At 60.2% G+C, this 12,578-nt stretch carries 10 protein-coding genes; 4 read left to right on the top strand and 6 right to left on the bottom strand.

What is annotated here, in order from left to right; all coding sequences use genetic code 11:
* Window positions 1-299 precede the first annotated feature (299 nt).
* The gene (locus B7L09_RS25405) at window positions 300-1,298 is read left to right on the top strand and encodes an AraC family transcriptional regulator (RefSeq protein ID WP_094471143.1); all 999 of its coding nucleotides are present in this window, start codon (window positions 300-302) and stop codon (window positions 1,296-1,298) included.
* Window positions 1,299-1,815: 517 nt separating this feature from the next.
* Here B7L09_RS25405 and B7L09_RS25400 read toward each other — a convergent pair.
* The 3 genes from B7L09_RS25400 to B7L09_RS25385 all read right to left on the bottom strand — a co-directional run bounded on the left by B7L09_RS25400 (window position 1,816) and on the right by B7L09_RS25385 (window position 4,603).
* Window positions 1,816-3,162 carry an ATP-binding protein gene (locus B7L09_RS25400; RefSeq protein WP_094471142.1) on the bottom strand — a complete coding sequence of 449 codons (1,347 nt, stop codon included), beginning with the start codon at window positions 3,160-3,162 and terminating at the stop codon, window positions 1,816-1,818.
* Window positions 3,159-3,836 carry a response regulator gene (locus tag B7L09_RS25395; RefSeq protein ID WP_094471141.1) on the bottom strand — a complete coding sequence of 226 codons (678 nt, stop codon included), beginning with the start codon at window positions 3,834-3,836 and terminating at the stop codon, window positions 3,159-3,161. Before B7L09_RS25395 ends, B7L09_RS25400 begins: the two co-directional genes overlap by 4 nt.
* 164 nt (window positions 3,837-4,000) lie before the next feature.
* Window positions 4,001-4,603, bottom strand: coding sequence for a hypothetical protein (locus B7L09_RS25385; protein WP_094471139.1), 603 nt, complete (start codon window positions 4,601-4,603; stop codon window positions 4,001-4,003).
* Window positions 4,604-4,750: 147 nt separating this feature from the next.
* Between B7L09_RS25385 and B7L09_RS25380 the strand changes: the two genes are divergently transcribed.
* Window positions 4,751-5,542 (top strand): dienelactone hydrolase family protein, encoded by a 792-nt coding sequence (locus B7L09_RS25380; RefSeq protein WP_094471138.1) that lies wholly within the window; start codon window positions 4,751-4,753, stop codon window positions 5,540-5,542.
* A gap of 162 nt (window positions 5,543-5,704) precedes the next feature.
* Window positions 5,705-6,430 carry a 4'-phosphopantetheinyl transferase family protein gene (locus tag B7L09_RS25375; protein WP_217902021.1) on the top strand — a complete coding sequence of 242 codons (726 nt, stop codon included), beginning with the start codon at window positions 5,705-5,707 and terminating at the stop codon, window positions 6,428-6,430.
* A gap of 144 nt (window positions 6,431-6,574) precedes the next feature.
* Here B7L09_RS25375 and B7L09_RS25370 read toward each other — a convergent pair whose 3' ends face one another.
* The 3 genes from B7L09_RS25370 to B7L09_RS32495 all read right to left on the bottom strand — a co-directional run bounded on the left by B7L09_RS25370 (window position 6,575) and on the right by B7L09_RS32495 (window position 9,428).
* Complete coding sequence (locus tag B7L09_RS25370) at window positions 6,575-8,185, bottom strand: ATP-binding protein (RefSeq protein ID WP_094471136.1); 1,611 nt, start codon at window positions 8,183-8,185, stop codon at window positions 6,575-6,577.
* Complete coding sequence (locus tag B7L09_RS25365; protein ID WP_094471135.1) at window positions 8,182-8,895, bottom strand: response regulator; 714 nt, start codon at window positions 8,893-8,895, stop codon at window positions 8,182-8,184. Before B7L09_RS25365 ends, B7L09_RS25370 begins: the two co-directional genes overlap by 4 nt.
* Window positions 8,896-9,293: 398 nt before the next feature.
* A complete protein-coding gene (locus B7L09_RS32495) occupies window positions 9,294-9,428 on the bottom strand; it encodes a hypothetical protein (protein WP_255142588.1) in 135 nt (44 codons plus the stop codon).
* A 200-nt stretch (window positions 9,429-9,628) separates the two neighbouring features.
* On the opposite strand from B7L09_RS32495, the gene B7L09_RS25360 reads away from it, so the two are divergent.
* Complete coding sequence (locus B7L09_RS25360; RefSeq protein WP_094471134.1) at window positions 9,629-12,523, top strand: ribonucleoside-diphosphate reductase subunit alpha; 2,895 nt, start codon at window positions 9,629-9,631, stop codon at window positions 12,521-12,523.
* Window positions 12,524-12,578: the final 55 nt, after the last annotated feature.

Below are 12,578 nucleotides of genomic sequence, written 5' to 3'. Positions count from 1 at the left end.
TTGCCANCGACACTTCAATTGCGAACCCTCCTGCACTGGAGGGATTTGTTTTGTCGAGCTGCGCAATGGCAGGCATCTGCTCGTTGTATCGCAAGGCTCGTGCCACCTTCGTCAAAAAGCCTGCAAGCCTTTTGACATCAAGGGTTACAGGTTCAACCTTGTCACCGACCGGTTACAACAATGTGGCGGGTTTCCGCCCATCGACCAGACCTCGTCCTACAATTTGGCGGATATCCGCCTGTTCATCATCAAGACTGGCGACTACCATCCGTCGTTCAATGGGACGGAACTGCCCTGCCATGCGTGAACGCACCATCGCCAGTCATTTCGCCCGTGCCGTCTTAGGTGGCGCGCGCCGGCTGGGTTATGACTACTCAAATCTGCTGCAACAACTCGGCATCAGCCCCGAGTTGCTGGATGAACCGCGGGCGCGGATTGCGCCGGAGCAGTTCACGCGACTGATCCAGGGTTTGTGGCTGGCCCTCGACGACGAGTACCTCGGTTTTGGGCCGACGCCGAGTAAAACCGGCACCTTCGCGATGATGTGCCACGCCGTGATCCACTGCCGCAACCTCGAAAAAGCTCTGCATCGCGGCTTATTGTTTTATAGCCTATTCCCCGAGGGTCCGCGCCTGACCCTGACCCGCGAAGACGAAATGATCCGCCTGAGCCTCGATGACTCGAAGTTCCAGGACCCGGACCATTTCCTCACCGAAAGCCAATTGATGGTGTGGCATCGCCTCGGCAGCTGGCTGATCGGCCAGCGCATTCGGCTGGAGCAGGCGACGTTCAGTTACCCAAGGCCCGAGCACGGCGCCGAATACGACTTGCTGTTCCCCTGCCCCATGGTGTTTTCCACGGCGCAGAGCAGCCTGCTGTTCCACAGCCGCTACCTGCACATGCCGTTGTTGCAGGACGAGCGCACCCTCAAGCATTTCCTCNAACATTCCCCCGCCGACCTGCTGTCCCGGCCGGATGAAGGCGACAGCCTGAGCAGCCAGTTACGCCGTTTGCTCAGCCGCGACAGTGCACGCTGGCCGGACCTGGAAGCGGTGGCCGCGCACCTGCACATCAGCCCGCAGACCTTGCGTCGGCACTTGCGTGAGGAAGGGTCGAGTTTTCAGGAGTTGAAGGATCAGTTGCGCCGGGACATTGCGATTTATCACCTGGGCCGGGCGGATCTGTCGTTGCAGCAGATTGCCGAGCAGCTAGGGTTTTCCGAGCCTTCGGCGTTTCATCGGGCGTTCAAGAAGTGGACCGGGTTGACGCCGGGTGCCTATCGCGCGCAAGAGAACTGATGTGTGGGGTGAATTCACTGGCCTCATCGCGGGCAAGACCGCTCCCACAGTGATTTGAGTCGTTCACAACATCTGTATTCGAAGCAACTACCTGTGGGAGCGGGCTTGCCCGCGATGAGGACTGACGCGGTCTATCTGACTGAACGACTACGGCGGATCAAGCCTGTCCAGCATCCGAAACTGATTTTTGGGTTGAGTTGACCGGCCCCATCGCGAGCAGGCTCGCTCCTACAGGTGATCGGTGTGAACGCAGATTATGCATTCACTGAAGATCTCCTGTGGGAGCGAGCCTGCTCGCGATGAACGATGACGCGGTCTACCTGACTGGACGTCTACGGCGGATCAAGCCTGTCCAGTATCCGCAACTGATTTTTGGGTTGCGTTGACTGGCCCCATCGCGGGCAAGACCGCTCCCACAGTGATTTGAGTCGTTCACAACATCTGTATTCGAAGCAACTACCTGTGGGAGCGGGCTTGCCCGCGATGAGGACCGAAAGAACACCACCAAACCCTGCGATCAAACCACCGGAAAATGAATCCGGAACGCCGCCCCGCCCATCGGCGAATCCCCCAGCGTCAGCTTCGCGCTATAGCTTTCAATGATGTCCTTGACCACCGCCAGGCCGATCCCCTGCCCCGGGTGCTGGCGATCCAGCCGTTCACCCCTTTGCAGAATCCGCGCACGCTGATCAGGCGGTACGCCTGGGCCGTCATCTTCAATGCACAGCTCGATACCTTCGAGGGTNTCNACCAGGCTGATGCGCACTTCGCTCAGGCACAGGCGATAAGCGTTTTCCAACAGATTGCCCATCATTTCCAGCAAGGCGCCCTGTTCGATCGGCACGTAACACTGATCCGGCAAATCGAAAGCAACGCGCACGCGTTTGTCGCGGTAGACCTTGTCCAGCGTGTCGCACAGGCTTTGCAGCACCGGTTGCAGGCGCACCTGATGGCGCACCAGACCGCTTTTGCGCAGGCTGGCGCGTTGCAGTTGATAGCCAATCTGTTGGCTCATGCGTTCGATCTGCGATTGCAATACCCAGGCCTGACCGCGTTCTTCCGGCCGCTGGGCCATGTCTTCGCTCACCCCCTGCAACACGGCCAGCGGGGTTTTCAGGCTGTGGGCCAAATCGTCGAGGGAGTCGCGGTAACGCGCACGTTGCTCACGCTCGCTGTGCAGCAAACGGTTGAGGGAGCCGGTCAGACGCAGCAGTTCACGGGGGTGTTCTTCGGTAAGGCTTTCGCGGGCGCCGCTTTCGATTTCGTCGAGTTCCTGACTGAGCCGACGCAAGGCCTGCAAGCCCCAGGTCAGGCCGATCCATAGCAGCGCCAGCAACACCAGCAACGCGGCGCCGAAACCGAGGTAGAGGTTTTCGCGCAGGCCTTCGAGGGTCACTTCGTATTCGTGCACCGGTTGCAGGGCGACGATGCTGAACGCCGCGCTTTTACCGCTGAGCAGTTTGACTTCGACGTCGTAGACGAAGAATTCCTGACCGTCGGCCTCGCTAATGCGCGCGAACTCATTGCCGCGTCCGTCGTAACGCGGTTTGTAGTTGATCTTCTCTTCGCCGGTGGCCTTCGAGCGCCAGACCAAATGACCTTCACGGTCATAGATGTAGCCGAGCAAGCGGCTGTCAGTCAGGTTGAAGCGTTCGTCCGGCAACTGCGCCGGCATCAGCAAGCGGTTGTTTTCGACCCGCGCGGCGGATATCAGGGTGGTGACGTCCGACGCCAGGCGCTGCTCGATGGAATCCTGCAGCGCCAGGCTGAACGCGCCTTGCATGGCGGGCAACAAGCCCAGCATAAACAGCACGGCCAGGGTGGTGGCCGCGAGCATCAAGCGCACACGTAACGAGCGAATCAACGGCAGCGCTCATTGAACAGGTAGCCCAGGCCGCGCACGGTGTCGATCGGCTTGAACCCGGCCGGGCCTTCCAGCTTGCGGCGCAGGCGCCCGACCAGCACTTCGATCACGTTCGGATCACGCTCGTCGTCATCGGGGTAGAGCTGCTCCATCAAGCGATCCTTGGCCACCACCTGCTGATGGTGACGCATCAAGTATTCGAGAATCCGATACTCGTAGGCGGTCAGCGCCAGCGGTTGCTCATCCAGAGAGGCTTGCTTGCGATTGAGGTCCAGCAGCAGCGGCCCGGCGACGATGGTCGACTGGGTAAACCCGCTGGAGCGGCGCAGCAAGGCGTTCATCCGCGCTTCCAGCTCTTCGAACTGGAACGGCTTGACCACGTAATCGTCGGCGCCGGCGGCCAGGCCCTCGACCTTGTCCTGCCAGTTGCCGCGCGCGGTCAGGATCAGGATCGGGAAGGTCTTGGCCTGGCTGCGCAGATGACGGATCAGGTCGAGCCCGCTCATGCCCGGCAGGCCGAGGTCGATCACCGCCAGGTCGTGGTTGAACTGCTCGGTCTGGTACAGCGCCTCCTCGGCGTTGGCCACGGACTCGACCACGTGGCCGCTGTCCGTCAGGCGGGTTTGCAGGTGATGGCGCAACAGCGCTTCATCTTCAACGACCAGCAGTTTCATAACGCTCTCCTAGGCAAATCGTTATCTCCAGCAGCACAGCTCTCAGTTACACCGCGAAACCTGTGGGAGCGGGCTTGCTCGCGAAAGCGGCGTGTCAGGCAACATCAATGTCGACTGTGCCGCCGTCTTCGCGAGCAAGCCCGCTCCCACAAGGGTTGCGCCTATCAGAAAGCGTAGTTCGCCGACAGGTACGTCTGGGCGCTGCTGGTCAGGTCCAGCGAACCCTGTTTGCTGCCACCGCGCTCGCTCATCTCGGTGCTGGCGTTGCTGCGCAGGTAACGGTAACCCATCTCGACCGAGGTGTTTTGCGACACTTGCTGCAATACGCCAACTTGGCCGCCGATGGCGTAACCGATGTTGCTGTCGCGGCTGAAGCCTGGGGACTCCTGGGTCATTTTGGTCAGACCGGCCGTGGCACCGCCGAACAATTTGGTGCTGCCGCCCACCGGGTAGAACAGATCGTAGCTGCCCAACAGGTTTTCCTGACGCAGTTTAATGCCATTGTGCGAGCCCGACACGTTGTCGTAAGTGGCGTAGTAGCGGCCCTGGCTGTTTTGCTGGCCCAGACGCACACCCCAGGTGGTGTCCTTGCCGATCACGCCGTCGGCGTTCGGGCTGTTGAGGTTGTCGTTCAGGGCGTGGGACTTTTTGACCTTGTCGCTGGTCTGTCCAAGAGTAAGGCTGGCGAAATTATCGTCGGAAGCGAAAGCCGCCGCGCTCGCGCCCATGACGGTGAAAGCCAGAAGCAGTTTTTTGAAGTGAGTCATTGGGGAATTTCCTCATGCGCTATTTGCTTTTTGGGTACGGGGCAAGGTTACGCACCCACCCCTGAACTCCCCCTGAACGCACTCTGAACCTAAGCTGAATCAACTCTACCCGGCTGTTTTGATGACTTTTATGCAGGAGATCCGACAATGCGCGTTTTCCTCGCCCTCGTATTACTGGCCTTGAGCGGGCTCAGCCACGCCGCGATCAAGACTCAGGAAATCCCCTATCAGAGCCCCGACGGCACGAAGCTGATCGGCTATTACGCTTACGACGATGCTATTAAAGGCCAACGTCCGGGCGTGGTGGTGGTGCATGAATGGTGGGGCCTCAACGACTACACCAAGCGCCGCGCCCGCGACTTGGCCGGCCTGGGTTACAGCGCGCTGGCCATTGATATGTATGGCGATGGCAAGAACACCGAGCATCCCAAGGACGCCATGGCCTTCATGCAAGCGGCGTCGAAAGACAGTGCGGCGTCCAGCGCCCGCTTCCAGGCCGGGCTCGATTTGCTGAAGAAACAGCCACAGACCAATCCGGATAAAGTCGCTGCCATCGGTTACTGCTTCGGTGGTGCCGTGGTGTTGAATGCAGCGCGTCAAGGCGTACCGCTGGCGGGCGTGGTGAGTTTCCACGGCGCGCTGGCGACCAAAACGCCCGCAACGCCGGGCAGCGTGAAAGCGAAAATCCTGGTGGAACATGGCGCGCTGGACAGCATGGTGACGGCGGATAACGTCGCGGCGTTCAAGGCTGAGATGGACAAGGCCGGGGCCGACTATCAATTCGTCAGCCTTGAGGGCGCCAAGCATGGATTCAGCAATCCGGACGCGGATCGGTTGGGCCATGGCGATCATGGTGGGCCGGATATCGGGTACAGCAAGACGGCGGATGAAAAGTCCTGGGCGGATATGCAGGCGTTCTTCAAGAAGATTTTTGGTTGAACAGATAGACCGCGTCGCTGCCTTCGCGAGCAAGCCCGCTCCCACATTGGATTTGTGTCACGACGAAGATCCAATGTGGGAGCGGGCTTGCTCGCGAATGGCAACACCTCGGTCTAACGTCGGGACTACCCAGCCTGAGAGCAACCCGGCAAAATGCCCGACATGAACCCCACCCCCGCCCTACCCGCCTGCTGCACCCCGCTCGATGCCCATTGGCCGCTGCCGTTTGTGCTGCCTGACACGGTGCTGTTGAGTACGCACTTCGATACCTCGCAACTGGCCAGCGATGATTTCCGGCGCAGCGCCATCGAGCCGCCGGCGAGCATCCAGCGCTCGGTCGCCAAGCGTCAGGCCGAGTTTCTGGCCGGTCGGGTGTGCGCCCGGGCGGCGCTGCAGCAGCTGGAAGGACTGAGTTTCAGCCCGGCCATCGGTGAAGACCGGGCGCCGGTGTGGCCTGCGCATATCAGCGGCTCAATTACCCACAGCACCGGCTGGGCCGCGGCGATTGTCGCGAACAAGACCCACTGGCGTGGATTGGGGATGGACCTGGAAAACCTGCTAAACCCTGAACGGGCCGAGCGCCTGGCCGGGGAAATCCTCACCCCGCCGGAGTTGCAGCGCATGGCCGCAGGTCATCGTGACCAGTTAGCGATGCTGGTCACGCTGACGTTTTCGGTGAAGGAGAGTCTGTTCAAGGCGCTGTATCCGATTGTTCAACAGCGGTTTTATTTTGAACATGCCGAGGTGTTGGAATGGACCGAGGCGGGTGAAGTGCGGCTGCGTTTGCTCACGGACCTGTCCAGCGAATGGCGCAATGGTACGGAGCTGGATGCTCAGTTTGGGGTGGTGGATGGGCAATTGTTGAGTCTGGTCAGTATCAAGGCCTGAGGATTTGCGGTGTATTGAAGGGCCTCATCGCTTCTCCTGATTCCTCGGCCAACTCAGGCTGAAACACGCCCCACCCAGACTAAGCCAGCGCCCACAGGAGAATGCATTCCAACTGTGGGAGCGGGCTTGCCCGCGATAGCAGTGTCAGGGTTTATCCTGATCCCGCGGCCAACTCAGGCTAAAGCATGCCCCGCCCAAATTATTGCTCTTGCTGATCAACGCCCGCCCGCCGTGCCAATNGATAATCCGTCGCACGATGGAAAGCCCCAAGCCATGCCCGCCCGATGCCCGGGTACGGCTGTCATCAAGGCGCAGGAACGGCGTAAAGATTTTCTCCCAGGCCGACTCCGGCACGCCCGGCCCGTCATCTTCGATGTCTACCCGGCAACGCTGCTGCCCCACCTGATAGCTGACGGTCACCCGCGACGAGGCATGGCGCATGGCGTTGCTCACCAGATTTTGCAGGGCCCGGTGCAAGTAGCGCGGCTCGGCCTCGACCCAGGCATCGTCACAATCGGCGGCGGACAGGCACAGCCCGCGCTGCACCGTGACCTCGGCGCGTAACGGTGCCAATTCCTCGATCACTTGATTGACCAACGCATCCAGATCGATCCTCTGGAAATTCAGCGCTGGCGAGCCCTGCTCCAAACGCGCGTAGGTCAGCATCTCGTCCACCAGTTTGTCGAGGTCCTCGATGTCGTGGTCCATGCCTTCGCGGTATTTCTCCAGAGCCTGTGGCGTGGTGGCCGAGCCGATCATCTCCAGGCCAAAACGCAGGCGCGCCACCGGGGTGCGCAATTCGTGGGACACCGCGCGCACCAGTTCACGCTGGATCGCCAGCAACTGCTGCAAGTGCTCGGCCATGCCATTAAACGCAGAGGCCAGTCGCCCCACCGAGTCCGCGCCGCGCGCCGGCACGCGGGTTTCCAGGCTGCCCTTGGCAATGCGCGTGGCAGCAGCTTCGAGGCCACGCAAGCGGCGCTCAAGTTGGCGCACCAATAAATAGACGATCAAACCGATCAGGCTCAAACCGAGGGCCGCAATCAGCACCAGCCATTCCGGCGGATAAGGATTCATCTGGTACAGCGGGCCAATTTCCAGGACCCACGGCGTACCGACCATGCCGGCAAACACNCGGATCGAGTCACCGCCCTTGCCCAATGCCATCACCGTGTCGCCTTCGGAGATCCGGCGGCTCTGGTCTTCGTCCATGTCTGCCTGGTCGACGGTGACCAGGCGCAAGTCGAAACCGAAGCCCTTTTCTTGTTTCAATTGCGCCAGGCGCTTGGGCTGTTCAGCCACCGGCACGCGCACCAATTCGTCGGCCAGCAGGTAGATAGTCGCTCGCGCCAGCTGCTCGCTGATCTGCTGGACTTCACCCGTCAGAACCAACTGTTCCTTGTCGCTGACCAGTCGATAGACCTTCGCCGCATGCGGGCCGGTCTGTTCCACCAGCGCCTGGCCGCGCAGCACGCGGGTGCGCTGCGTCAGGTCGAGGTCGGTCTGGGCAAAGGTCTTCAGCGCCAACGGAATCCCGAGCAAACGCTCCCACACCAGCAAGGCGCGGTGGCGTTCGGTTTCGTTCATCGGTTGCAGGTTGTCGGCCATCAACGAGAAGGTGCCGTGCGCCAGGCGTTCGCGGTATTGCTCGCTGCGCACCTGGTTGAGCAGGTGCAAGGCCAGCACGCCGAGCACCGCGACCAGAATCAACGCCGCGCACATGCCGCCGTAGATACGCAGGAAGATCGAGTTCACGGGGTACAGGCTTCCGGGACGAACAGATACCCTTTGCTGCGGATGGTTTTAATGAGTCGCGGATGCTCCGGGTCGTCGCCTATTTTCGGGCGGATGCGCGAGATGCGCACGTCGATGGAGCGATCCTGGCCGTCATAGCCAATGCCGCGCAGGGCGGTGAAAATCTCTTCCCGAGACAGGATGCGCCCGGCGTTGGCCACCAGCAGCCACAGCAGATCAAACTCAGCGCTGGTCAGTTCGATGCCGTTGTCATTCAACCAAGCCTCGCGCAAGGCGTTGTCCACCACCAGCGGGCCGAACTGCAGACGCCGTTGTTTTTCCGGGGCCACTTCAGGGGCTTCACTGCGGCGCAACAGCGCCTGGATGCGCGCCAGCAGCAGACGCGGGCGCACCGGTTTGCACACGTAATCGTCGGCGCCCAGGTCCAGACCAAGAATTTGATCGGTATCGTCGGTGCGGGCGGTGAGCATCAGGATCGGACCGTCATACTTGTCGCGGACTTTGCGGCAGATGCTCAGGCCATCTTCGCCGGGCAGCATCAGGTCGAGGATCACCAGGTCAGGCTGTTCGGCGATGATGCGNGCCGCAGCCAGGGCGCCATTGCCCTCAATCGATACGCGCAGGCCATTGGCTTCCAGGTAATCGCGGGTCAGTTCGGCCAGACGCTGGTCGTCCTCCACAATCAATATCTGCCAGGCTTCTTGCTCCACGGTGACCTCTGCTTGCCAACAACACTTATAAGGAAGGATCCGCCCGTCTTTTTGTAATGATTGGGGAGGATAAGAATGCGTACACACTGGCCGATTGTATAAACGCCGAACGCCGAGAACACAAGCCGGCAAATGCGTTCGGACAACCTGGTTTTTTGTGATAGGGTTCGCGCCCTTAAAAATCCGAATGACTGTTTTCAGTCGCTGAAAATCAGTGAAAAACGGCCCGCTCCAGCTAGGTCGCGGCCTACACGCCTGTTCCCTGTTTCACACACAATTTACGCACAGNNTTATCCACAGGTAGTGCGTTGCTAAGACCCCCAAAACGCATTATCTTGTACCTCGGCGCTAAAAAAACCCTACATGTAGGGTTTCAAGCGAAAAAGCCCAACCACATTTCAGACCAGAAACTCAAGCGCTTTATTGCTGATTCCGGTTGAACCAAGCGTGTTTTTGAAAGCCCAAACCGCACCTGCGGATGGCACCGTTTTTTGAGGCCAGAACAGCCAGAACGGTACGGGTGTTGCAGTCATTACTGTCACCCTGAATGGAATCCGGTTTCGAGCCCTGGCTCGCGACCAAAGACTTCGGCAAGGAAGCGGCATCATTAGCCTTTTCCTACTGTCCCGAAGTTGTTATGCCCGACGCCGGCCTGTTGTAAGTGCTTCAGGACGGAACGGTGGGCACCGTGATGGTGCNCAAACAAACATAGAGAATGTGGAGACAATCCCCCATGCAAACCGACACAACTCGCGAGAACCCGCAGGGCTCCGTGCCGCAGGCCGCTGATTCGAACCTGGATCTGTCCGCCACCGCACCTGGCCAATTGCGCGTGATCAAGCGTAACGGCACTGTCGTTCCTTACACCGATGACAAGATCACCGTCGCGATCACCAAAGCGTTTCTCGCAGTTGANGGCGGCACCGCTGCTGCNTCGTCGCGCATCCACGACACCGTTGCCCGCCTGACCGAACAAGTCAGCGCAACCTTCAAGCGTCGCATGCCATCGGGCGGCACCATCCACATCGAAGAAATCCAGGACCAGGTCGAACTGGCCCTGATGCGTGCCGGCGAGCAGAAAGTGGCGCGCGACTACGTGATCTACCGTGACGGTCGTTCGAAAGAACGCGCCGCCCACGCACCGGCCGAGGAAGCGGTCAACGCTCACCCGTCGATCCGCATCACCCNNGCAGACGGCACGTTTGCGCCGCTGGACCTGGGCCGCCTGAACACCATCATCACCGAGGCCTGTGAAGGCCTGGAAGAAGTCGACGGTGACCTGATCCAGCGCGAAACCCTGAAAAACCTGTACGACGGCGTGGCCCTGACCGACGTCAACACCGCACTGGTGATGACCGCCCGCACCCTGGTTGAACGTGAGCCGAACTACTCGTTCGTGACCGCGCGCCTGCTGATGGACACCCTGCGTGCCGAAGGCCTGGGCTTCCTCGGCGTCGCCGACAGCGCTACCCACCACGAAATGGCCGACCTGTACGCCAAGGCCCTGCCTGCCTACATCGCCAAGGGTATCGAATTCGAATTGCTGAACCCGATCCTGGCCACCTTCGACCTGGAAAAACTCGGCAAGGCGATCAACCACGAGCGCGACCAGCAGTTCACCTACCTGGGCCTGCAAACCCTGTACGACCGTTACTTCATCCACAAGGACGGTATCCGCTTCGAACTGCCGCAGGTGTTCTTCATGCGCGTGGCCATGGGCCTGGCGATTGAAGAGAAGCACAAAGAAGACCGCGCCATCGAGTTCTACAACCTGTTGTCGTCCTTCGACTACATGTCGTCGACCCCGACGCTGTTCAACGCCGGCACCCTGCGTCCACAGCTGTCCAGCTGCTACCTGACCACCGTGCCGGATGACCTGTCGGGCATCTACCACGCGATCCACGACAACGCCATGTTGTCCAAATTCGCCGGCGGCCTGGGCAACGACTGGACCCCGGTACGTGCCCTGGGTTCGTACATCAAGGGCACCAACGGCAAGTCCCAGGGCGTTGTACCGTTCCTGAAAGTGGTGAACGACACCGCCGTAGCGGTCAACCAGGGCGGCAAGCGCAAAGGCGCTGTCTGTGCCTACCTGGAAACCTGGCACATGGACATTGAAGAGTTCATCGAGCTGCGCAAGAACACCGGTGATGATCGTCGTCGTACCCACGACATGAACACCGCCAACTGGATCCCGGACCTGTTCATGAAGCGCGTCTTCGATGACGGCCCGTGGACCCTGTTCTCGCCATCCGAAGTACCGGACCTGCACGACCTGACCGGCAAGGCCTTCGAAGAGCGTTACGAGTACTACGAAGCCCTGTCCCAGTACCCGGGCAAGATCAAGCTGTTCAAGACCATCCAGGCCAAAGACCTGTGGCGCAAAATGCTCTCCATGCTGTTTGAAACCGGCCACCCGTGGCTGACCTTCAAAGACCCGTGCAACCTGCGCAGCCCGCAGCAGCACGTGGGCGTGGTCCACAGCTCGAACCTGTGCACCGAGATCACCTTGAACACCAACAAGGACGAGATCGCCGTTTGCAACCTGGGCTCGATCAACCTGCCGAACCACATCACCAACGGCAAGCTGGACACCGCCAAGCTGGAACGTACCGTGAACACCGCCGTTCGCATGCTCGATAACGTTATCGACATCAACTACTACTCGGTGCCACAGGCGAAGAACTCCAACTTCAAGCACCGTCCGGTCGGGCTGGGCATCATGGGCTTCCAGGACGCACTGTACCTGCAGCACATTCCTTACGGTTCCGACGCTGCTGTCGAGTTCGCCGACAAGTCGATGGAAGCGGTCAGCTACTACGCGATCCAGGCTTCCTGCGACCTGGCCGATGAGCGCGGTGCCTACGAGACGTTCCAGGGCTCGCTGTGGTCCAAAGGCATCCTGCCGCTGGATTCGCAACAGATCCTGATCGAGCAACGTGGCCAGAAGTACATCGACGTTGACCTGAACGAATCCCTGGACTGGGCACCGGTACGTGCCCGTGTGCAGAAAGGCATTCGTAACTCCAACATCATGGCCATCGCACCGACCGCCACCATCGCCAACATCACTGGCGTGTCGCAGTCGATCGAACCGACCTACCAGAACCTGTATGTGAAATCGAACCTGTCGGGCGAATTCACCGTGATCAACCCGTACCTGGTTCGCGACCTTAAAGCCCGCGACCTGTGGGACTCGGTCATGATCAACGACCTGAAGTACTACGACGGTTCCGTGCAGCAGATCGAACGCATCCCGCAAGAACTCAAAGAGCTCTACGCGACCGCCTTCGAAGTGGACACCAAGTGGATCGTTGACGCCGCCAGCCGTCGTCAGAAGTGGATCGACCAGGCTCAGTCGCTGAACCTGTACATCGCCGGCGCTTCGGGCAAGAAGCTGGACGTGACCTACCGCATGGCTTGGTACCGTGGCCTGAAAACCACTTACTACCTCCGTGCCCTGGCTGCGACCAGCACCGAGAAGTCGACCATCAACACCGGTAAGCTGAACGCTGTTTCCAGCGGCGGCAACCACGGTGAAGATTCGGTCCTGGCAGCACCGGCCGGCCCTGCTCCAGTGCCGAAGGCTTGCGCCATCGACGAGCCGGATTGCGAAGCTTGCCAATGATGCCGATAAACTGAGCCGGTGAGCGCTGAAAGGCGCTTACCTGGATAACCCCCGA

This window comes from Pseudomonas mandelii (genome assembly GCF_002251635.1).
Classification (GTDB): domain Bacteria; phylum Pseudomonadota; class Gammaproteobacteria; order Pseudomonadales; family Pseudomonadaceae; genus Aquipseudomonas; species Aquipseudomonas mandelii_B.
The sequence above is the reverse complement of the archived record's forward strand: the minus strand, read 5'-3'. Positions and strand labels throughout refer to the sequence as shown.